At 68.7% G+C, this 20,166-nt stretch carries 18 protein-coding genes; 9 read left to right on the top strand and 9 right to left on the bottom strand.

Translation table 11 applies throughout. The features are described 5' to 3' along the window. Window positions 1–2: 2 nt before the first annotated feature. The 3 genes from U1T56_RS00425 to U1T56_RS00435 are packed head-to-tail and all read left to right on the top strand — an operon-like array spanning window position 3 to window position 3,212. On the top strand, window positions 3–1,289 hold the full coding sequence (locus U1T56_RS00425; protein ID WP_418157452.1) for an FGGY-family carbohydrate kinase: 1,287 nt from the start codon (window positions 3–5) through the stop codon (window positions 1,287–1,289). Continuing rightward, window positions 1,282–2,166: a TIGR01459 family HAD-type hydrolase gene (locus U1T56_RS00430; protein ID WP_418157453.1), complete on the top strand. Its 885-nt coding sequence runs from the start codon at window positions 1,282–1,284 to the stop codon at window positions 2,164–2,166. Before U1T56_RS00425 ends, U1T56_RS00430 begins: the two co-directional genes overlap by 8 nt. A gap of 5 nt (window positions 2,167–2,171) precedes the next feature. Then, window positions 2,172–3,212, top strand: coding sequence for a class II aldolase/adducin family protein (locus U1T56_RS00435; RefSeq protein WP_418157454.1), 1,041 nt, complete (start codon window positions 2,172–2,174; stop codon window positions 3,210–3,212). A gap of 30 nt (window positions 3,213–3,242) precedes the next feature. Here the strand turns inward: U1T56_RS00435 and U1T56_RS00440 are convergent, their stop codons facing one another. Together U1T56_RS00440 and U1T56_RS00445 are read right to left on the bottom strand one after the other, a co-directional pair. Then, the gene (locus U1T56_RS00440) at window positions 3,243–4,226 is read right to left on the bottom strand and encodes an aldo/keto reductase (protein WP_418157455.1); all 984 of its coding nucleotides are present in this window, start codon (window positions 4,224–4,226) and stop codon (window positions 3,243–3,245) included. A 31-nt stretch (window positions 4,227–4,257) separates the two neighbouring features. Then, window positions 4,258–4,653, bottom strand: coding sequence for a (R)-mandelonitrile lyase (locus U1T56_RS00445; RefSeq protein WP_418157456.1), 396 nt, complete (start codon window positions 4,651–4,653; stop codon window positions 4,258–4,260). A gap of 135 nt (window positions 4,654–4,788) precedes the next feature. Here U1T56_RS00445 and U1T56_RS00450 point away from each other — a divergent pair, with 135 nt between their 5' ends. After that, window positions 4,789–5,682, top strand: coding sequence for a LysR family transcriptional regulator (locus U1T56_RS00450; RefSeq protein ID WP_418157457.1), 894 nt, complete (start codon window positions 4,789–4,791; stop codon window positions 5,680–5,682). Between the two features lie 155 nt (window positions 5,683–5,837). Here the strand turns inward: U1T56_RS00450 and U1T56_RS00455 are convergent, their stop codons facing one another. The 4 genes from U1T56_RS00455 to U1T56_RS00470 are packed head-to-tail and all read right to left on the bottom strand — an operon-like array spanning window position 5,838 to window position 11,532. Next, window positions 5,838–7,460: an ABC transporter ATP-binding protein gene (locus U1T56_RS00455; RefSeq protein WP_418157458.1), complete on the bottom strand. Its 1,623-nt coding sequence runs from the start codon at window positions 7,458–7,460 to the stop codon at window positions 5,838–5,840. Window positions 7,461–7,474: 14 nt separating this feature from the next. Beyond that, entirely contained in the window at window positions 7,475–8,551 is a 1,077-nt protein-coding gene (locus U1T56_RS00460; protein ID WP_418157459.1) for an ABC transporter permease, read from the bottom strand. Between the two features lie 4 nt (window positions 8,552–8,555). After that, window positions 8,556–9,665: a microcin C ABC transporter permease YejB gene (locus U1T56_RS00465; RefSeq protein WP_418157460.1), complete on the bottom strand. Its 1,110-nt coding sequence runs from the start codon at window positions 9,663–9,665 to the stop codon at window positions 8,556–8,558. Window positions 9,666–9,675: 10 nt separating this feature from the next. Then, a complete protein-coding gene (locus tag U1T56_RS00470; RefSeq protein WP_418157461.1) occupies window positions 9,676–11,532 on the bottom strand; it encodes an extracellular solute-binding protein in 1,857 nt (618 codons plus the stop codon). A gap of 310 nt (window positions 11,533–11,842) precedes the next feature. Here U1T56_RS00470 and U1T56_RS00475 point away from each other — a divergent pair, with 310 nt between their 5' ends. Beyond that, window positions 11,843–12,751, top strand: a complete 909-nt coding sequence (locus U1T56_RS00475; protein ID WP_418157462.1) for a calcium-binding protein — start codon at window positions 11,843–11,845, stop codon at window positions 12,749–12,751. Window positions 12,752–12,758: 7 nt separating this feature from the next. Here U1T56_RS00475 and hisN read toward each other — a convergent pair whose 3' ends face one another. Further along, complete coding sequence (gene hisN, locus U1T56_RS00480; RefSeq protein WP_418157463.1) at window positions 12,759–13,553, bottom strand: histidinol-phosphatase; 795 nt, start codon at window positions 13,551–13,553, stop codon at window positions 12,759–12,761. A gap of 43 nt (window positions 13,554–13,596) precedes the next feature. Further along, entirely contained in the window at window positions 13,597–14,151 is a 555-nt protein-coding gene (locus U1T56_RS00485; RefSeq protein WP_418157464.1) for a c-type cytochrome, read from the bottom strand. Window positions 14,152–14,294: 143 nt separating this feature from the next. Between U1T56_RS00485 and U1T56_RS00490 the strand changes: the two genes are divergently transcribed. The 3 genes from U1T56_RS00490 to U1T56_RS00500 all read left to right on the top strand — a co-directional run bounded on the left by U1T56_RS00490 (window position 14,295) and on the right by U1T56_RS00500 (window position 16,507). After that, window positions 14,295–15,074 carry a 3-deoxy-manno-octulosonate cytidylyltransferase gene (locus U1T56_RS00490; RefSeq protein WP_418157465.1) on the top strand — a complete coding sequence of 260 codons (780 nt, stop codon included), beginning with the start codon at window positions 14,295–14,297 and terminating at the stop codon, window positions 15,072–15,074. Then, window positions 15,071–15,952, top strand: coding sequence for a prephenate dehydratase (locus U1T56_RS00495; RefSeq protein WP_418157466.1), 882 nt, complete (start codon window positions 15,071–15,073; stop codon window positions 15,950–15,952). Before U1T56_RS00490 ends, U1T56_RS00495 begins: the two co-directional genes overlap by 4 nt. A 90-nt stretch (window positions 15,953–16,042) precedes the next feature. Continuing rightward, window positions 16,043–16,507 carry a hypothetical protein gene (locus tag U1T56_RS00500; protein ID WP_418157467.1) on the top strand — a complete coding sequence of 155 codons (465 nt, stop codon included), beginning with the start codon at window positions 16,043–16,045 and terminating at the stop codon, window positions 16,505–16,507. Here U1T56_RS00500 and U1T56_RS00505 read toward each other — a convergent pair. Further along, window positions 16,504–18,306 carry an ABCB family ABC transporter ATP-binding protein/permease gene (locus U1T56_RS00505; RefSeq protein ID WP_418157468.1) on the bottom strand — a complete coding sequence of 601 codons (1,803 nt, stop codon included), beginning with the start codon at window positions 18,304–18,306 and terminating at the stop codon, window positions 16,504–16,506. The two genes, U1T56_RS00500 and U1T56_RS00505, sit on opposite strands and share 4 nt — an antisense overlap. 381 nt (window positions 18,307–18,687) lie before the next feature. Here U1T56_RS00505 and U1T56_RS00510 point away from each other — a divergent pair, with 381 nt between their 5' ends. Beyond that, a complete protein-coding gene (locus tag U1T56_RS00510; RefSeq protein WP_418157469.1) occupies window positions 18,688–20,151 on the top strand; it encodes a calcium-binding protein in 1,464 nt (487 codons plus the stop codon). The last annotated feature ends 15 nt before the right edge of the window (window positions 20,152–20,166 follow it).

Below are 20,166 nucleotides of genomic sequence, written 5' to 3' on the forward strand. Positions count from 1 at the left end.
CCATGGCCGCAACCGAGCCGCTCCACCTCGGAATCGACGTCGGCACCTCGGGTGTCCGCGGCATCGCCATCGACGATACGGGCGCCATCCGTGCCCAGGCCAGCCGGCCCATGCCGGCCCCTGCGAGCGAGGGCGGCGGGATCACGCAGGATCCTGCGGTCTGGTGGCAGGCGGTCGCGGCCGTGCTGGACGCCGTATCGGCAGAAGCCGGTCGCGGTCGCATCCGCAGCCTCGCCGTGGACGGCACCTCCGGCACGCTGCTTCTGGCCGACGCGGATGGCCGCCCGCTGGCGCCTGCCCGCATGTACAACGACGCCAGCGCCGCGCACCTGGCCCCACGCATCGAGGCGGTGGCCCCGCCCGAGAGCGGTGCCCATGGCGCCACCTCGCCACTGGCCCGCCTCCTCCTCCAGCAGCCGCTCCACCCCGAGGCCCGCTTCGCGCTGCATCAGGCCGACTGGATCGTCGGCCGGCTCACGGGCCGCTGGGGTGTGAGCGACGAGAACAACGCCCTGAAGCTCGGCTACGACCCCGTCGCACGCCGCTGGCCCGACTGGCTGGATGCGCTCGGTGTCCGCCGCGAGTTGCTGCCGGAGGTGGCGCCCCCCGGCACGCCGCTGGGGCCCGCGGCACCGGCGATCGCCGAGCGCTTCGCCCTGGCCCCGGACTGCCTGATCGTCGCCGGCACCACCGACGGCTGCGCCTCTTTCCTCGCCACCGGCGCCGGCCGGATCGGCGATGGTGTCACGGCACTCGGCTCGACGCTGACGCTGAAGCTCCTCTCCGATAATCCCGTGTTTTCCCCTGCTCACGGCGTCTACAGCCACCGCCTGGGTGATCGCTGGCTCGTCGGCGGCGCTTCCAACAGCGGCGGCAACGCGCTCTTGCGCTTCCTCACCGCCGAGCGCATGGCCGCGCTGACCCCGCAGCTCGCGCCCGACCGGCCCACCGGCTTCCATTGGCACCCGCTGCCGGGGAGAGGCGAGCGCTTTCCGGTCGCCGACCCTGCCATGACCTTCATGCCGGAGCCGCTGCCCGACGACGATCTCCGCCTGTTCCAGGGCCTCCTCGAAGGCATCGCCGAGGTCGAGGCGCGCGCCTACGCCCTGCTCCGCGAGCTCGGCGGCCCGCCTCTGCGCTCGGTCCGGACCGTCGGCGGCGGTGCCGCCAATCCCGGCTGGACCGCGATCCGCGCCCGCCTCCTCGGCGTGCCGATGCCGGCTCCAACGAGCCTCGAGGCCGCCTACGGCACGGCGCTTCTCGCCCGCCAAGGCCATCGCCATGGCTGAGGTCCTGGAGAGCATCGAGCCTCTGCTCGACCGTTACGACGGCTTTCTCGTCGACCAGTTCGGGGTGCTCTACGACGGCGTGCAGGTCCTGCCGGGCGCCCGCGAGGCCCTGGTCCTCCTGCGCGAGCGCCGCAAGCGCGTCCTCATCCTCTCCAACTCCGGCCGGCGCGCCGCCGTGAACCGCGACCGGCTCGCCCGCCTCGGCCTCGAGCCCGAGCTCTACACCGCCCTCGTCAGCTCGGGCGAGGCGGCCTGGTGGGGGCTGATGCAGCGCACCGACGAGACCTTCGCCGACCTCGGCCGGCGCTGCCTCTACTTCAGCCGCGGCCGCGACCTCTCGGCCCTGGAAGGGCTCGACTACCGCCTTGCCCCCGACGCCGACGAAGCCGACTTCGTCCTTCTCTCCGGCCTCGACCCCGACGAGGCTGCGCGCGAGCGCTGCCGGCGGCAGCTCGAGCGAGCACTTGCCCGCGGCCTGCCGCTGGTGTGTGCCAACCCCGACGTGGTGAGCCTCGAGGGCGAGCGCCGCGTCGACGGTCCCGGCGCCTTCGCCGCCCGCTACGCCGCAGCCGGCGGCGACGTGCGCTACGTCGGCAAGCCCTGGCCCGCCGTCTACCGCATGGCGCTCGCGATCCTGGAGCTGCCGCCCGACCGTCTCGTCGCCGTGGGCGATTCCCTCGACCACGACATCGCGGGTGCCGCCCCCTTCGGCATCGACGGTGCCCTGGTCCTGGGCGGCGTGCACGCCGCGCACTTCGCCGGCGCGGTGTCGGCAGCGGATCTCGATGCCCGGCTCGCTGCCTTGTGCCAGGGCCAACCCTTCCGGCCGCACTGGCTGCTCCGGGCGTTCCGTCCCTCTTCCGCGAGACAGGGCTGAGCACCATGCGCCCGACCGACCTCGAGGCTCTCGAGCGCTTCTCGGCCGCGATCGGCCGCGAGCCTGCGCAGGTTCAGGCCGCCGGCGGCAACACCTCGCTCAAGGCCGAAGGCATCCTCTGGGTCAAGGCCTCGGGCTTCTGGCTCGCCGATGCCGAAACACGCGACATCTTCGTCCCGGTGCGGCTCGATCGGATCCTGGGCGGCATCGCCCGCGACCTCGCCGACCCGGTGAGTGCTGCCGTCGTTGGCGAGGCCAATCCTATGGGCCTGCGCCCTTCGATCGAGACCACGCTGCACGCGCTCCTGCCGCACCGTGTCGTCGTCCACACCCATTCCGTCCGCACGATAGCACTCGCGATCCGCGAGGATGCCGAAGCCCTGGTGGCGAGCCGCCTCCATGGCCTGCGCTGGGCGTTCATCCCCTACTGCAAGCCCGGCCTGCCCCTTACCCGGCGCACCGCCGAAGCCTTGCGGCAGCGGCCCGCCGACGTCCTGATCCTGGGCAATCACGGCCTCGTCGTGGGCGGCGATAGCCTCGGTGAGGCGGAATCTCTCCTCGAGGAAGTCGAGCGCCGCCTCGACGCCCCGGCCGAGCCAGCCGCTGCCGGCGACCTGACCGCTCTTGCCGCAGCCGCCGCAGGGCTGAACTTACGCCCGGTCCGGCACGAGCGGGCGCACGGGCTCGCGATGAACGAGCGCTGGGCGGCATGGTGCAGCCGGGGCTCGCTCTACCCCGACCACGTGATCTTCCTCGGCCCTGGTGCCGTGCTCCTGCCCGACACCGGCGAGGCCGGCCGTGTCGCCGTCGCTGCGGCGGCGCAGCGGGCCAGCAAGCTCTTCATCCTGCCCGGTGCGGGTGTCCTGGTGCCGACCGACACCACGCCCAGCGCCGACGAGCTGGCCTTGTGCCTCGCCCTCGTCATGGAGCGCGTGCCGGCCGACGCGAAGCTTCGCTACCTCACGGCCGAGGACGAGGCGGAGCTTCTGAGCTGGGACGCCGAGAAGTACCGCCAGGCGCTCGCGCAGGCGCGACAGGGTGGCTGAGGCTGGTCTCCCCGGCGTCCGGCCGTCCGCTCAGCGCCCGACTCTCGCCTGTAGCTGCGGGGGGTAACGGTCCCCTTGCACCTGGATGTGGGCGAGAGCGTCACCGATGTCGCTAAGATCGTCGGGCGTCAGCTCGATCGCGGCCGCGCCGATGTTCTCCTCGAGGCGATGCAGCTTCGTGGTGCCGGGGATCGGCACGATCCAGGACCTTTGCGCCAGGAGCCAGGCGAGGGCGATCTGCGCCGGCGTCGCCTGCTTTTGCCGCGCGATCTCGCCGAGCAGATCGACCAGAGCCCGGTTCGCCTTGCGGGCCTCCGGCGTGAAGCGGGGAACGATGTTGCGGAAGTCGGTCTTGTCGAACGTCGTGTTCTCGTCGATGGCACCCGTGAGGAAGCCCTTGCCGAGCGGGCTGAAGGGAACGAAGCCGATCCCGAGCTCCTCGCACGTCGGCAGCACCTCCTTCTCGGGCTCCCGCCACCACAGCGAATACTCGCTCTGGAGCGCCGCGACCGGCTGGACCGCGTGGGCGCGGCGGATCGTCTGCACGCCGGCTTCCGACAGGCCGAAATGCCCGACCTTGCCCTCCCGGATCAGCTCCTTCACCGTACCGGCCACGTCCTCGATCGGCACGTCCGGGTCGACGCGGTGCTGGTAGAAGAGGTCGATACGGTCGGTCCCGAGCCGCTCGAGCGAGGCTTCTGCGACCTCGCGGATGCGCTCCGGCCGGCTGTCCAGGCCCGCCGTCGGGTCGCCGTTCTCGAAGCCGAACTTGGTGGCGATCACGACCTGATCGCGGAACGGCGCCACGGCTTCGCCCACGAGCTCCTCGTTGGTGAACGGACCATAGGCCTCGGCGGTGTCGAAGAAGGTGACGCCGCGCTCGAAGGCCGCGCGGATCAGCGCGATACCCTGCTGCCTGTCGACGGCCGGGCCGTAGCCGAAGCTGAGGCCCATGCAGCCGAGACCGATGGCCGAGACCTCCAGATCGCTGCGTCCAAGCTTGCGCTTCTGCATCGCTTTTCTTCCTTGTGCCGTCAGCAGGCAGTCAGGCCCGGTACTGCTCGTCGCTGACGTGCTCCAGCCAGTCGACGGCCTTGCCGTCCTGCTTCTCCTGGATGGCGATATGCGTCATGGCCGTGGTCGCCGTGGCCCCGTGCCAGTGCTTCTCGCCGGGCGGAATCCAGACCACGTCACCCGGCCGGATCTCCTCGACCGGCCCGTCCTCCCGCTGCACCCAGCCACACCCGGCGGTGACGATCAGGGTCTGGCCGAGCGGATGGGTATGCCATGCCGTGCGGGCACCTGGCTCGAAGGTGACGCTGGCACCCGTCACGCGGCCCGGGTCGGGCGCCTCGAACAGCGGATCGATGCGCACGGCGCCGGTGAACCACTCCGCCGGTCCCTTGCCCGAAGGCCGGGAGCCGGCCCGCTTGATCTCCATGGGCTTCCTCCTCCGAGAATCGGGGTTCCAGGTCGCCCTGCGCAGGACGACGCTGTGGCAGGCGGACAGTTAGGAGATGCGGCGCAGGGCGATTAGGCCGTAAGGTGCGCATGAGCCTATGAGCCGGATTCATGAATGCCGCGAGAAAACCTCAACGACCTTCTCGCTTTCCTCGCCGTGGCACGGGAACACAGCTTCACCCGGGCCGCCGCCCAGCTCGGCGTGTCGCAGTCGGCGCTGAGTCACGCCATCCGCGGGCTCGAGGCACGGCTCGGGCTCCGGCTCCTAACCCGCACCACGCGCAGCGTCGCGCCGACCGAGGCGGGCGAACGCCTGCTCCGTACCGTGGGACCTCGGTTCGAGGAGATCGAGGCCGAGCTCGTCGCGCTGAGCGCGCTGCGCGACAAGCCCACCGGCACGATCCGGATCACGGCCGGCGAGCACGCGGCCGACACGATCCTATGGCCCGCTCTGGAAAAGCTTCTGCCGGACTACCCGGAGATCAAGGTGGAGATCGCCGTCGACAACGGCCTGACCGACATCGTCGCCGGGCGCTTCGATGCCGGGGTGCGCCTCGGCGAGCAGGTGGCGAAGGACATGATCGCCGTGCGCATCGGGCCGGACATGCGCATGGCGGTGGTCGGCGCACCTTCCTACTTCGCGCAGCGGCCGCCACCACGCACGCCGCAGGACCTGACCGCGCACGACTGCATCAATATCCGGCTGCCGACCTATGGCGGGCTCTATGCCTGGGAGTTCGAGAAGGACGGGCGCCAGCTACGGGTGCGCGTCGAAGGACAGCTCGTGTTCAACAATACCGCGCTCAGGCTGAACGCGGCCCTGGCCGGGCTAGGTCTCGCCTACCTGCCCGAGGACCAGGTGCAGGCGCACCTCGCCGAGGGGCGGCTCGTCCGGGTGCTCGCCGACTGGTGTCCACCCTTCCCGGGCTATCACCTCTACTACCCCAGCCGCCGGCAACCCACGCCAGCTTTCGCCTTGCTGGTCGAGGCGCTCCGCCACCGGGCTTGAAAGTGGAGCGAACCCTTCCGGTGAGTCACGACAGATAGGAGATTGGTCTGTCCATTTCGGGGACAGCATACGAAATTAACTCATCTACCCTGCACCCACCCACCGCGGTGGCGAGCCTATATCGCCATGAGTGCAGACGACGAGCAGGCTGCCCCTCACCCCGCCACCAGCTCGCTCTCGACCGCCTCGATCCGGAGCGCCGCCGCCATCAGCGCCTGGGTATAGGGATGGCGTGGCCGCTCGAAGATCGCCTCGGTCGGCCCGCGCTCCACCACCTCGCCCGCCCGCATCACGATCACCTCATGGCTCATGGCGCGGATCACGCGCAGATCGTGGCTGATGAAGAGATAGGCGAGGCCGTGGCGGCGCTGGAGGTCGCGCAAAAGATCGACGATCTGCGCCTGGACCGACATGTCGAGGGCCGAGGTCGGCTCGTCGAGGACGACGAGGCGCGGGTGCAGCACCATGGCGCGGGCGATCGAGATGCGCTGGCGCTGTCCCCCCGAGAACTCGTGCGGGTAGCGGTCCTGAATGGCAGGGTCGAGCCCGACCTCCTCGAGGATCGCCGCGACCAGCCGGCGCCTCTCGGCGGCGTTCTTGCCAATACGGTGCAGCTCGAGACCTTCGGCCACGATCTGGCCGACCGAGAGGCGTGGGGAGAGGCTGCCGTAGGGATCCTGGAACACGACCTGCATCTCGCGGCGCAAGGGACGGAGTTCCTTCCAGCCCAGGCCCTGGATCGGCCGGCCCTCGAAGCGGATCTCGCCCCGGCTCGGCAGGAGGCGGAGAAGAGCGAGGCCCAGCGTGGTCTTGCCGGAGCCGCTCTCGCCCACCACACCCACGGTCTGCCCGGCCCGGACGTCGAGCGAGATCCCGTCCACGGCCTTGACCCAGCCGACGGTGCGCTTCAAGAGGCCGCGCTGGATCGGGAAATGCACCTTCAGATCCCGTGCCGCCATGACCACAGGGGCGGCAGGGTTCGCCGGCTGCGGCTCGCCCTTGGGCTCGGCCGCGAGCAGATGCCTGGTGTAGGGATGCTGCGGCCGCTCGAAGATCCGCGCCACCGGCCCCTGCTCCACGAGGCGCCCCTCGGTCATCACGGCGACCTTGTCGGCGAAGCGGCGGACGATGGTGAGATCATGCGTGATGAGGAGGATCGCCATGCCGAGCCGGGCCTGGAGGTCCTTCAGAAGCTTCAGGATCTGTGCCTGGATGGTGACGTCGAGTGCGGTCGTCGGCTCGTCGGCGATCAGGATGTCGGGCTCGTTGGCGAGTGCCATTGCGATCATCACCCGCTGGCGCTGCCCGCCCGAGAGCTGGTGCGGATAGGCGCCGAGCCGGCTCTCCGGATCCGGAATCTGGACGAGGCGCAGGAGCTCCAGGGCGCGGGCGCGCGCTTCCGCCCGGCCCATGCCGCGATGGACGAGCAGCACCTCGCCGATCTGCCGTTCGACGGTATGGAGCGGGTTCAAGGAGGTCATCGGCTCCTGGAAGATCATGCCGATGCGCCGGCCGCGGATGGCGCGAAGCTCCCGGTCGTCCCGGCCCATCAGCTCCCGGCCATCGAAGCGGATGCTGCCCCTGGGATGCCAGGCCTTGGGATAGGGCAGGAGCTGGAGGATCGAGAGCGCGGTCACCGACTTGCCGGAGCCGCTCTCGCCGACGATGGCGAGCGTCTCGCCACGCTCCAGCGTGAAGGAGGCGCCGCGCACGGCCTCGACCACACCACCCTCGGCCGCGAAGCTCACCCACAGATCCTCGACCTCGAGCAGTGCCATGCTTCTTTCCCGTCTCAGCGGAAGGTCTTGCGGGGGTCGAACGCGTCGCGCACGGCCTCGCCGGCGAAGACGAGGAGCGAGAGCATGAGCCCGATCACGACGAAGCTCGTGATGCCGAGCCAGGGAGCCTGGAGGTTGTTCTTGCCTTGCGATGCGAGCTCGCCCAGCGAAGGCGAGCCCGGCGGCAGGCCGAAGCCCAGGAAATCGAGCGAGGTCAGGGTCACGATCGAGCCGTTCAGGATGAACGGCATGAAGGTCAAGGTCGAGACCATGGCGTTGGGCAGGATGTGCCGGAACATGATGGTGCCGTTGCCGGCACCCAAGGCTCGCGCCGCACGGACGAAGTCGAAGTTGCGCGCGCGTAAGAACTCGGCCCGGACCACATCCACGAGACTCATCCAGGAGGTGAGCAGCATCAGGATCAAAAGCGTCCAGAAGCCCGGCACGATGAAGCTCGAGAGGATGATCAAAAGATACATGACCGGCAGGTTGCTCCAGATCTCGATGAAGCGCTGCATCCCCAGATCGACCCAGCCGCCGAAATAGCCCTGCACCGCCCCGGCGGCCACGCCGATCACCGAGCTTATGGCCGTGAGCAGGAGGCCGAACAGCACCGAGATGCGAAAGCCGTAGATCACCCGCGCCAGCACGTCGCGCGCCTGATCGTCGGTGCCGAGCCAGTTCTGCCGGGTGGGCGGCGACGGTGCCGGCCCCGGCAGGTTGCGCACCACCGTGTCGTAGCGGTAGGGGATGGGCGGCCAGACGATCCAGCCCTTCTCCTCGATCATGTCCTGCACGGCAGGGTCGCTGTAATCGGCTTCGGTCTCGAAGAAACCGCCGAAGGTGGTCTCGGGATAGGCTTTGAGAACGGGGAAGTAATAATGGCCGTCGTAGCGGACGACGAGCGGCCGGTCGTTCGCGATCACTTCCGCGAACAGCGAGATCCCGAACAGGATCAGGAACAGGACGAACGAGACGTAGCCGCGGCGGTTGGCCTTGAAGTTGGCGAGGCGCCGGGCTCCCAGAGGCGAGAGCGGAAAGCCGAACAAGCGCTGCTGCGGACGGGGAGCAGCCAAAGCAGGCGCATCCATGGGCTCAGGCCGCCCTGGCTGCAAAGTCGATCCTGGGATCGACCAAGACATAGGTGAGATCGGAGACGATCTTCATGACCAGCCCGAACAGGACGAAGATGTAGAGCGTGCCGAACATCAGGGGATAGTCGCGATTGAGCGCCGCCTCGTAGCCGAGGAGTCCGATGCCATCGAGCGAGAAGATGATCTCGACCAGGAGCGAGCCCGTGAAGAAGGCGCTGATGAAGGCAGCGGGAAAGCCCGCGATCACGATCAGCATGGCGTTCCTGAACACGTGCCGGTAGAGCACCTCGCGCTCGCCCAGGCCCTTCGCGCGTGCCGTCAGCACGTACTGCTTGTTGATCTCCTCGAGGAAGCTGTTCTTGGTCAGCATGGTGAGCGTCGCGAACGAGCCCACGAGCATCGCCGTCACCGGCAGCACCATGTGCCAGAGATAGTCCAGGATCTTCGCGTACCAGGGCAAGGACCAGAAATCGTCCGAAACCAGCCCGCGCAAGGGGAAGATCTGGAAATAGCTGCCGCCCGCGAACAGCACGATCAAAAGGATCGCGAACAGGAAGGACGGGATAGCGTAGCCGACGATGACGACGCCGCTCGTCCAGACGTCGAACGGCGTCCCATCGCGCACGGCCTTCCTGATCCCGAGCGGGATCGAGACGAGATAGGTAAGGAGCGTGGTCCAAAGCCCGAGAGAGATCGAGACCGGCATCTTCTCGACGATGAGGCCGATCACGGACTTGCTGCGGAAATAGCTCTCGCCGAAATCGAAGCGAAGATAGTTCCCCATCATCATGAGAAAGCGCTGCCAGGCCGGCTTGTCGAAGCCGTAGAGCCGCTCGAGCTCCTTGATGAAGGCGGGATCGAGCCCCTGGGCGCCGCGATAGCGTCCCTGCACGCCCGACTGGTCGGCCGCGCGGGCGGGGCCTCCCGCCGTCTCACCGCCACCGCCGCCGGTGATGCGGGCCGTAGCCCCCACCCCCCGCCCGGTGAGCTCGGCGATCATCCGCTGGACCGGGCCGCCCGGCACGGCCTGGATGATGGCGAAGTTGATCACCATGATGCCGAAGAGCGTGGGCACCACGAGCAGCAGGCGGCGGAGAATGTAGGCGAGCACCGGACGCGGCTCAGTTCGGGTTGGCCTGGATGCCCTTCTTCTCCGCCTCGACCTGGGCCGCTTCGGTCTGGTTGACCCACCAGGCGAAGAGATCGATGCCGTAGCGCGGCATGGTCGCGGGGTGCGCGATCTTCTTCCAGTAGGCGACCCGCGTCACCCGGTTGTGCCATTGCGGGATCACGTAGTGGTTCCAGAGCAGCACCCGGTCGAGTGCTCTGCAGGCGGCTACGAGCTCTTCGCGCGTGCCGGCCGAGACGATCTTCTGGATCAAGGCGTCGACCACCGGGTCCTTGATGCCGATCAGGTTGCGGCTGCCGGGCTGGTCGGCGGCCTCGCTGCCCCAGAAGTCACGCTGCTCGTTGCCGGGCGAGAGGCTCTGCCCGAAGGTCGCGATCACCATGTCGTAGTCGAAGTTCTGGAGCCGGTTCTCGTACTGGGCATCGTCCACGGTGCGCAGCGAGACCCCGATGCCGAGCCGCTCCAGGTTCTTCGCGAACGGCCCCACGATGCGCTCGAACAGTCCGCCCTGATCGAGCAGGATCTCGAACGCGAGCGGTTCACCGGTCTTGGTGTCGGTGAGCTTGCCGTTCCTCACCTCGTAGCCGGCCTCCTTCAGGAGCCGCACGGCCTCGCGGAGATTGTCGCGATTGTTGCCGGAGCCGTCGGTCACGGGCGGCTCGTATTCCTTCTCGAACACCTCCCTGGGCAGCCGGTCGCGATAGGGCTCGAGAAGCTTCAGCTCGTCCGGTCCGGGAAGTCCTTGCGCGGCGAGCTCGGAGTTGGCGAAGTAGCTCTTGGTGCGCGTATACTGGCCGTAGAACAGGGTCTTGTTGGTCCACTCGAAGTCGAAGGCATAGCCCAAGGCCTCGCGCACGCGCGGGTCCTTGAACTTGTCGCGGCGGATGTTGAAGACGAAGGCCTGCATGCCGGTGCCGCCTTCGGTCGGGATCTCCTCCTTGACGATCAGCCCTTTCTGGAGGGCCGGGCTGTCGTAGCCCGTGGCCCAGAAACGCGAGCTGCTCTCGAGCCGAAGATCGAACTGGCCGGCCTTGAAGGCTTCGAGCGCCACGTTCGGATCGCGGTAGTAATCGTAGCGGATGATGTCGACATTGTTGCGGCCGCGATTGACCGGGATGTCCGCTCCCCAATAGTCCTTCACCCGCTCGTAGACGATCGAGCGGCCGGCATCCACACTCTTGATCTTGTAGGGGCCACTGCCGAGCGGCGGCTCGAGCGTGGTCTGGTCGAACGCCCGGCCTTCCCAGTAGTGCTTGGGCAGGATCGGCATCTGGCCCACGATCAGCGGCAGCTCGCGGTTGGGCGTGCCGTCGAAGACGAACTTCACCCGCCGCCCACCGTCCTGTATCACCTTGGCGACGTTGGCGTAGTAGGCACGGTAGAATGGCAGGCCCTTCGCCTTCAAGGTCTCGAAGCTGAAGATCACGTCCTCGACCGTCACCGGCCTGCCGTCGTGCCAGCGCGCCTCGGGCCGGAGCTCGTAAGCGACGTAGGAGCGATCGTCCGGGACCTCGATCTTGGCGGCAAGGAGGCCGTACTCGGTGAAGGGTTCGTCGAGGGCGGTCGTGGTCAGCGTTTCGTAGAGAAGGCCGATCCCGGCGGCCGCGGCCCCTTTCACGATGAAGGGGTTGAGGTTGTCGAAGGTGCCGATCGCCGCCATGGCGAGGGTGCCGCCCTTGGGGGCATCGGGGTTGACGTAGTCGAAATGGGAGAAGCCCGGGCCGTATTTCGGCTCACCGTGCATGGCGATTCCTTCTGCCGACGCCGCCCCGGCCCTGGTCGGGCCGATGCCGGCGAGCAGAAAGAGCGCCAGGAAAGCCGCCGCGATCCGCCGCCCGATCATCCGCATCCGAGCTCGCCTCCTTCTCAGGCAAACGTCCTTGCGGGGGACTCTAATCGTCGCCGTGCGGCTTGGATAGCGCCTGGAGCCGCCGCCGTGCCCGGCACGCCGTCCTGCGATGGGTGTCATGCGACGAAAGCCGGACGATATCCCGCTCCGGTGCGTCATCCCAACGCGTAAATGCTTGAAATAGAATGAAATATGAAGCTTTAAGCTGAAAAAGCGATACTTGAACGGATAGAAAAGGAACCTTTTGCCTTCTTGGCAGTTGAATGGATAATCCGATGCAAAGGTCGGACGCGGGACGAAGGAAACGCAGGTGACAACGAAGACGATCCGCCTCAAAGGCGGCGACGATTTCTTCTGCGGGAATGCCGGGGACGACGTCATCTATGGCATGGGTGGCTCCGACAGGATCCATGGTGGAGCGGGCGACGACCGGCTGTTCTCCAACGACGAGAACAGCTTCACGCAATGGCTCGACGGCACGCTCACCGACAGGGAGAGCTGGATCGACGGCGGTGCCGGCAACGACGAGATCGAATCGGATGCACTCCACCGCTCGACGGCCTACGGCGGCAGTGGCGACGACAGTATCGTCTCGCGCTCGCATCACGACGCCTTCGCCTGGGGCGGCGCCGGCAGCGACATCATCGGCGTCACCGGCGGCGACGGTGTGGCCAAGGCCTATGGCGACGACGGTAACGACAACGTGACGGTCTGGGCACCGCAAGGTCGTGCCGAAGGCTACGGCGGCAACGGCGACGACACCCTGTCCGTGGACCGCTCGCTCTCCGGCCTGCTCTCGGGCGGCGCCGGCAACGACTTGCTGGTCGTGAGCGACGCCACGGCCACGCAGGTGACCGAGCTCGACGGCGGCACCGGCAGGGATCTTCTCCAGGGCAACACCGGCACGATCGAGCGCTTCGTCTTCCGGGCCGAGGACACAGGCATCGGCAAGAACGCGGACCAGATCCTGTTCTTCGGCGAGGAGGACACGATCGACCTCTCGCGGATCGACGCCAACGGCGCGGCACCCGGCGATGCCGGCTTCCGGTTCGTGGGTCGGGACGAAAATCCGGCCACGGGCGAGGTCGGCTGGCACAGGTCGACGATCGGCCGCGAGGCCGTCATCGTCGTCACCTTCGACGACGGCAGCGGCAACCACGAGATCGTGCTGCGCTTCGCCGAGGACACGAAGCCCGCGGCGAGCGACTTCCTGCTCTGAGCCGGGCTCAGAACGCTCCGTCGTCGCTCAGAAGGGTGGTGGCGGCGGCGTGGGTACGGGCATCGCCGGCGGCGAGCACCTGGCCCGAGGAACCGAGGTGGAGCGGCTGTCCCTGCCAGTCGGTGATCCGCCCGCCGGCCCCTTCGACCACGGGGGCGAGCGCCATGAAGTCGTAAGGGGCGAGGCCCGCCTCGATCACGAGGTCGGCGAAGCCGGCGGCGAGGAGGCCGTAGGCATAGCAGTCGCCGCCGAACATCGGCAGGCGCACGCGCGCCTCGACACGGGTATAGGCCGCACGCTCGGCCCCCGGCTCGAACAGGAGCGGGCTGGTCGTGAACAGAACCGCATCCTCGAGCCGCGGGCAGGGGCGGGTGCGGATCGGCCGGCCGTTCCAGGCCGAAGCGGCGCCGAGGCTGCCGATCCAGCGCTCGCGCAGAATGGTCTGGTCGATCAGGCCCACGACCGGACGGCCCTGGTGCGCCAGCGCGATCAGCGTGCCGAACAGTGGCCGGCCGGTGATGAACGATTTCGTGCCGTCGATCGGATCCAGCACCCAGACGAACTCGGCATCGAGCGCTTCGGAGCCGTGCTCCTCGCCCAGGATGCCGTGATCGGGATAGGCGGCCAGAATCAGCTCGCGCATCGCCGCCTCGGCCTCGCGGTCGGCAATCGTGACCGGGCTCGCGTCGGCCTTGGTCTCGACCGATACCGGCGTGCGGAAATAGCGCCGCTGGATCTCGCCGGCGCGATCGGCCAGCCGATGCGCCAGCGCCTCGAACTCGCGATAGGAGACGCCACTCATCGGCCCAGCCCCCAAGTGAGGATCGGCGAAAGCGTGCGCGCGCTCAGCTACCGGGCAGCGGCTCCGGGTTGTCGGCCAGCGTGCGCAGATAAGCGATCACATCCGCCCGGTCGCTATCCTTGGGAATGCCGGCGAAGCTCATCTTGGTGCCGGGTGCATAGGCCTTGGGATTGGTCAGGAAGGCGTTGAGGTGGTCGTAGTCCCACTTCTGGTCCTTCTTGCCCGACAGCGCCTCGGAGTAGCTGAAGCCCTCGTGCGAAGCGATCGGCCGGCCGACCACACCATAGAGGTTCGGGCCCACCTTGTTCGGGCCGCCCTTCTCGAAGCTGTGGCAGGCAGCGCACTTCTTGGCGTAGGCCTCGCCCTTCTCGACGCTGGCGGAGGCCAGAAGCTCGCCGATCGGTTTGGATTCGGCCGCCGCCTGCTCGCCACCGCCCTCCTTGGCGCCCTCGGCAGCGGCGACCTCCACCTTGTAGACCGGCTCCTCGAGCTCGTGCGGATGGTAGAGGATGCCCGAGAGCACCCCGCTGCCGACGCCGATGATGCCGGCCGTCAGGATGGCCGCAAAAATCTTGTTGCCTTCGAGAGAGCCAGCCATGGGGCGTGAGATCCTTGTCGGTTGCCACCCTTAACGCCCGCGGAGCCGCTCTTGCGCTCCGCGCGCTCGGTCGGTAGACCACGGCGCACGCCTGCGTCAAGGCGGCTGACGTTCGTTCCCGCCCTTACCGTGCGAGGCCCTGCATGGTTCCCCCGATCACGGGCGAAGGCCCGGACAAATCGTCGCGCACGATCGTCCTGATCCCGGCACGCTTGGCCTCGACCCGTCTGCCCCAGAAGCCGCTCCTGCCGATCGCGGGCGAGCCCATGATCATTCATGTCTGGCGTCGTGCCATGGCGGCCAGGGTTGGCCCGGTCGTGGTCGCCTGCGCCGAGCCCGCCATCGCCGATGCGGTGCGCGCTGCCGGCGGCGAGGCCGTGCTCACCGACCCCGCCCTGCCCTCGGGCACGGACCGGATCTTCGCGGCCCTCGCGGCGCTCGACCCCGAGCGCCGTTTCGAGCGCGTCGTCAATCTCCAGGGCGATCTGCCCACGCTCGAGCCTGCTGCGCTGCGCCACGCGCTCGAGCCTCTGGACGTGCTCGGCACCGACATGGCCACGCTCGCCAGCCCGACCGAGGACCCGCACGAGATCGCGGACCCCAACGTCGTGAAGGCGGTGATCGCCTTCGACGCCGCCCGGCCGCTCCTCGGCCGCGCCCTCTACTTCACCCGCGCCAGCGCGCCCACCGGACCGGGGCCGATCTGGCATCACATCGGCATCTACGCCTTCCGGCGCGACGTTCTCGAGCGCTTCGCCGCCCTGCCGCCGAGTCCGCTCGAGCAGCGCGAGCGCCTCGAGCAGCTCCGCGCGCTCGAGAACGGGATCAGCATCGGCGTGCGCATCGTCGACGTCGTGCCGTTCGGGGTCGACATCCCGGCCGACCTCGAGAAGGCACGCCGTATCCTGGAGAACCGGGCATGACCACGCTCGAGGAGAGCATCACCCCCGCCCCTACCGACCCCGAGCAGACGATCGCCTTCCAGGGCCAGCCCGGCGCCTACTCGCACATGGCCTGCCGGCAGGCCTTTCCCGAGCTGTTCCCCCTGCCCTGCCACTCGTTCGAGGACGCGTTCGCGGCCGTGCGCGAGGGACAGGCGCGCTACGCCATGATCCCGGTCGACAACACCGTCGCCGGCCGGGTGGCCGACGTGCACCACCTCCTGCCCAAAGGCGGTCTGCACATCGTGGGCGAGCATTTCGTGCGGGTGAACCACCAGCTCTTGGGCGTGCCGGGTGCTTCGCTCGAGACCGTCCAGGTGGTCGAGAGCCATGTCCACGCCATCGGCCAGTGCCGCAACTTCCTGCGGCGGCACGGCTACCGGGCGCACGTCGTGGCCGACACGGCGGGTGCCGCCGCCGACATCGCGCGTGCGGGCGATCCGACCCGGGCCGCCATCGCCTCCAGGCTCGCGGCCGAGATCTACGGCCTCGTGATCCTGAAGTCGGACATCGAGGACGCCGAGCACAACACGACCCGCTTTCTGGTGCTCTCGCGCGACCCGCGCTATCCCGATCCCCACAGCGGGCCGGTCATCACCACCTTCACCTTCCGGGTCCGGAACCGCCCGGCGGCGCTCTACAAGGCACTGGGCGGCTTCGCCACCAATGGGGTGAACATGGTGAAGCTCGAGAGCTACGTGGACGGCGCCTTCACCCAGGCCGAGTTCTACGCCGACATCATGGGCCACCCGCAGCACGAGAACGTGCGCCTCGCCATGGAGGAGCTGCGTTTCTTCTCGCACAGCGTCGAGATCCTGGGGGTGTACCCCGCGGACCGGTTCAGGGAGCGGGTGGGCTGAGCGCCGAGCCCCTCTGATAGGGGTCTGCCGCGAGCACCCTCGGTCGAGCGTTGCCAAGCGACAATCCTTGGTTGACGAGGGAACTCGCCCATGCGCCTCCATCTTGTCCGCTTCCTGAGCCTCCTCGCCGTGGCGCTCACGCTGGGCCTCGCCTTCGCCCACGTCCTCGAGATTCCGGGCAAGCTGCGCCTGGGTGGCACGGACTGGCTCACCGTGCAGCACAACCTCTATGTCGGCTTCGGCACGATCGGGGCCGCGGTCGAGGTCACCGCGGTGGCCCTCACCTGGCTCACCGTCATCCTCGTCCGCGAGCGGCGGCTCGCCTTCGCCTGGACGGTCGCCGCGGCGCTCCTGGTCACGGCCGGCCTGATCGAATGGGGCCTCGTCGTGGCGCCGGTGAACACGGCACTCAGCGTCTGGACGCCTTCGACCCTGCCCGTCGACTGGACCGCCTGGCGCAACCGGTGGGAGCTCGGCCACGCGCTGCACGCCACCCTGTTCGCCCTGGGCTTCGGCTGCCTCGCGGCGGCGCTCCTCGTCGAGACCCGGCCTTAGGCCGGCACCATGCCGCCCGGCTCCGCCTCCTCGCGCACCTCCTGCTGCCGGCGCCACATCTCGGCATAGAGCCCGTGCCGGGCAAGGAGCTGGGCATGGGTGCCGCGCTCGACCACCCGGCCATCCTCGAGCACGACGATCTCGTCGGCGTCGATCACGGTCGAGAGCCGGTGTGCTATCACGAGCGTGGTCCGGCCGGCCGCGACGCGCTCGAGTGCTTCCTGCAGGGCCTGCTCGGTGCGGGTGTCGAGGGCCGAGGTCGCCTCGTCGAGCACGAGTACCGGCGGGTTCTTCAGCATCACACGGGCGATCGCGACCCGCTGCTTTTCCCCGCCCGAGAGCTTGAGGCCGCGCTCGCCGACCCTGGTGTCGTAGCCCTCGGGCAGGCTCGCGATGAAGTCGTGGATCTGGGCGGTGCGCGCCGCCGCCTCGATCTCCTCCCGGCTCGCCCCCGGCCGGCCATAGGCGATGTTCACGGCGACCGTGTCGTTGAACAGCACGGTGTCCTGCGGCACGACGCCGATCGCCCGACGCAAGGAGAGCTGGGTCACGGCGCGCACGTCCTGCCCGTCGATGGTGATCGACCCGCCCGTCACCTCGTAGAAGCGGAACAGGAGCCGCACCAGCGTCGACTTGCCCGAGCCCGAGGGGCCCACCACCGCCACCTTGTGCCCGGCCGGAATCTCGAAGCTGACTCCTTTCAGGATCGGCCGGCGCTCGTCGTAGGCGAAATGGACGTTCTCGAACCGGACCGTGCCGCCACGGACGACGAGCGGCCGTGCTCCCGGTACGTCCTCGATCTCGGGCCGGAGGCTCAGGAGGCCCTGGATGTTCTCGAGGTCGGTCAGGGACTGGCGCAGCTCGCGATAGACCACGCCTAAGAAATTCAAAGGCTGGTAGAGCTGGAGGAGAAAGGCGTTGACCAGCACCACGTCGCCGACGCTCAAGCTGCCGGCGACGACGTGGCGCGCCGCCGAGATCATGATCGCGGTGACACCCACGGCGATGATCGCGGCCTGGCCGGCGTTCAGGAAGGAGAGCGTCGTCTGCGACTTGACCGCCGCCTTCTCGTAGGCCGCGAGCGAGCGGTCGAGCCGGGCCCGCTCGTGCGCCTCGTTCGCGAACGCCTTCACGACCTCGTAGTTGATGAGCCCGTCCACCGCCGCGGCGCTGAACTCGTTGTCGCGCTGGTTCATCTCGCGCCGAAAGCGCGTGCGCCAGTTCGTGGTGAGGATCGTGAAGACCGCATAGGCGCCCACGGTCGCGAAGGTGATCACGGCGAACGAGGCCGGATAGCGCCAGAGCAGGATCGAGAGCACCAGCACGAACTCGAGGATCGTGGGTCCGAGGCTGAACAGGCCGGTCTGGAGAAGGAAGCTCACCGAGTGCACGCCGCGCTCGATCGCCCGGCTGAGCTCGCCCGTGCGGCGCTGGAGATGGTAGCGCAGGGAGAGCGCGAACAAGTGCTCGTAGACGGCGAGAGCGAGCCTTCGGCCCGCGCGCTCGCCCACCTTCGCGAACACGGCGTCGCGCAGCTCGGTGAAGGCCGAGGCCCCGAGCCGGGCGGCACCATAAGCCACGAGGGCCGCCACCGGCACGGCCGCGAGCCCCGGCCGGCTCACCTGGTCGACGACGGCCTTCAGGAAGAACGGCACGGCGATGTTGACGAGCTTGGCCGCGATCAGGAAGACGAGCGCTATCAGCACGCGCGCGCGCAGCCCGACCTCGCCCCTGGGCCACAGATAGGGCCAGACCAGCTTCGCGAGATCCTTGAGGCCGAGATCCTGGCTGGCCCGCACCGCGCGCTCCTGTCACCGTCCGACAACAGACGGCACCATAGTCGCTTCGGACCGGACCGGCCAACTAGCGGCGACGCGCTGCGATGGCGAAAAAGGCACACCGCCGTTCACCACGGCACGACTGGCTCCGCCGCCCCGACACCGGGGAGGCAGAGCGGCTCCGTGCCATCGCGGCCACGCCGGGTGCGGCCTTTCGTTCTTGCGGCAGGTGACGCCCGTGCATACTAGGCCCGAGGAAACGGCATGAGCCGCAAGTACGTTTCCACCGGGAAGGGCCGGTCGTCCGGTATCGACCCACATCCCATGAGCAAGAACACGTCCTCGTCATGCACAGCCGGCTGTGCATGACGAGGAAAGCAGCAGCGACGGAATCGGCAGCGAATGGTGATCAAGAGAGGCACGAACGGCAGCGACTGGCTGATCGGCACGAACGCGGACGACAGGCTCTACGGGCTCGGCGGCGACGACTTCCTGCAAGGCAGCCACGGCAACGACGTCCTGGACGGCGGGCCCGGCAGCGACACGGCGAGCTGGGCCGATGCGGTCCGGCACGGCAGCAAGGGCTTCTACTATGGTGTCGGCGTCGATCTCGCGCGCGGCATTGCCGACGCGCTCGAGCCCGGCTACCGGCCGGCCCCCTCCCTCGAGCACGACCGGGTCTCGGGCATCGAAAACGTGATCGGCTCCCCTTACATCGACCACATCATCGGCTCTGCCGGCCCCAACGTCCTCTGGGGTCAGCAGGGTGGCGACTGGCTCGAAGGAGGTGCCGGCAACGACGTGCTGCACGGCGGGCAGGGTGCCGACAATCTCTACGGCGGCGACGGCGACGACCGGCTCCTGGGCGATCAGGACGGCGACTTCCTCTACGGCGGCGAGGGCGCTGACCTGCTCTACGGCGATGCCGGGGACGACTGGCTCGCCGGCAACGAGGGCAACGACGAGCTTCATGGCGGCGCCGGCAACGACCGGCTGCTCGGCAGCGCCCGCCTGGACGGCAGCGATCTCCTCGACGGCGGTGACGGCGTCGACATCGCGGATTATTCGGACAGCGGCGTGGGCATCCGGGCCGATCTCGCTGCGGGTAGGGTCACGGCACGGGGCGAGACCGACCGGCTCGTCGCCGTCGAGGGCATCGTCGGCTCCGACCATGCCGACCTCATCCGCGGTGACGCGCGCGCCAACGAGCTCACCGGCGGCCTCGGCAACGACCGGATCTGGGGCGGTGCCGGCAACGACCACATCGACGACGCCTCCCGCTTCCATCCGGCCGAGCAGAACCGGCTCGACGGCGGCCCCGGCGACGACTGGGTCTACGGCGGCGACGGCAGCGACCGCATCTATGGTGGCCCCGGCGCCGACCGGCTCTCGGGCGGCACCCGCGACAGCCTCACCGGCTCGGCCGATCTGGACCGGATCGATCTGGGCGCCGACAATGTCCGGGACACGGTCGTGTTCGAGCTGTTCGATGGCCGTCCGTTCATGGGCTCGTTCGGCATCGACACCCTCGTCCACTTCGACGGCCGCAGGGACGTGTTGAGCTTCTTCGTCGGCCAGGAGCGCTATGGCGGGCAGGGCTATGTCGTCGATGTCGGCGACTTCCTCGACAGCGACGACAACGGCGTGATCAACGGCGCCGACCGAGACGTAGCGGTGGTAGGCAGGAACCTCGTCCTCGACATCGGCGCCGTCTGGGAGCACGCCATGGGCCGGCCGCTTCCCGGCGGTCAGCCGCAGCAGGTCGTGCTCGAGGGGCTGACCCAAGGCTTCGCCGTCTCCCTCGTCGACTCGCAGCTCGACACCCACCACGGCTACACCGTGCTGACCCAGGACTTCGTCCTCTGAGCCGCCGCGGCGGAA

The organism is Benzoatithermus flavus (assembly GCF_037908215.1).
GTDB classification, from domain to species: Bacteria; Pseudomonadota; Alphaproteobacteria; order Geminicoccales; family Geminicoccaceae; genus Benzoatithermus; species Benzoatithermus flavus.

Bases quoted from the DNA above. Each gene is read 5' to 3' on its own strand.
- U1T56_RS00425 (WP_418157452.1), top strand. From the start codon at position 3: ATGGCCGCAACCGAGCCGCTCCACCTCGGAATCGACGTCGGCACCTCG.
- U1T56_RS00430 (WP_418157453.1), top strand. From the start codon at position 1,282: ATGGCTGAGGTCCTGGAGAGCATCGAGCCTCTGCTCGACCGTTACGAC.
- U1T56_RS00435 (WP_418157454.1), top strand. From the start codon at position 2,172: ATGCGCCCGACCGACCTCGAGGCTCTCGAGCGCTTCTCGGCCGCGATC.
- U1T56_RS00440 (WP_418157455.1), bottom strand. From the start codon at position 4,226: ATGCAGAAGCGCAAGCTTGGACGCAGCGATCTGGAGGTCTCGGCCATC.
- U1T56_RS00445 (WP_418157456.1), bottom strand. From the start codon at position 4,653: ATGGAGATCAAGCGGGCCGGCTCCCGGCCTTCGGGCAAGGGACCGGCG.
- U1T56_RS00450 (WP_418157457.1), top strand. From the start codon at position 4,789: ATGCCGCGAGAAAACCTCAACGACCTTCTCGCTTTCCTCGCCGTGGCA.
- U1T56_RS00455 (WP_418157458.1), bottom strand. From the start codon at position 7,460: ATGGCACTGCTCGAGGTCGAGGATCTGTGGGTGAGCTTCGCGGCCGAG.
- U1T56_RS00460 (WP_418157459.1), bottom strand. From the start codon at position 8,551: ATGGATGCGCCTGCTTTGGCTGCTCCCCGTCCGCAGCAGCGCTTGTTC.
- U1T56_RS00470 (WP_418157461.1), bottom strand. From the start codon at position 11,532: ATGCGGATGATCGGGCGGCGGATCGCGGCGGCTTTCCTGGCGCTCTTT.
- hisN (WP_418157463.1), bottom strand. From the start codon at position 13,553: ATGAGTGGCGTCTCCTATCGCGAGTTCGAGGCGCTGGCGCATCGGCTG.
- U1T56_RS00485 (WP_418157464.1), bottom strand. From the start codon at position 14,151: ATGGCTGGCTCTCTCGAAGGCAACAAGATTTTTGCGGCCATCCTGACG.
- U1T56_RS00490 (WP_418157465.1), top strand. From the start codon at position 14,295: ATGGTTCCCCCGATCACGGGCGAAGGCCCGGACAAATCGTCGCGCACG.
- U1T56_RS00495 (WP_418157466.1), top strand. From the start codon at position 15,071: ATGACCACGCTCGAGGAGAGCATCACCCCCGCCCCTACCGACCCCGAG.
- U1T56_RS00500 (WP_418157467.1), top strand. From the start codon at position 16,043: ATGCGCCTCCATCTTGTCCGCTTCCTGAGCCTCCTCGCCGTGGCGCTC.
- U1T56_RS00510 (WP_418157469.1), top strand. From the start codon at position 18,688: ATGGTGATCAAGAGAGGCACGAACGGCAGCGACTGGCTGATCGGCACG.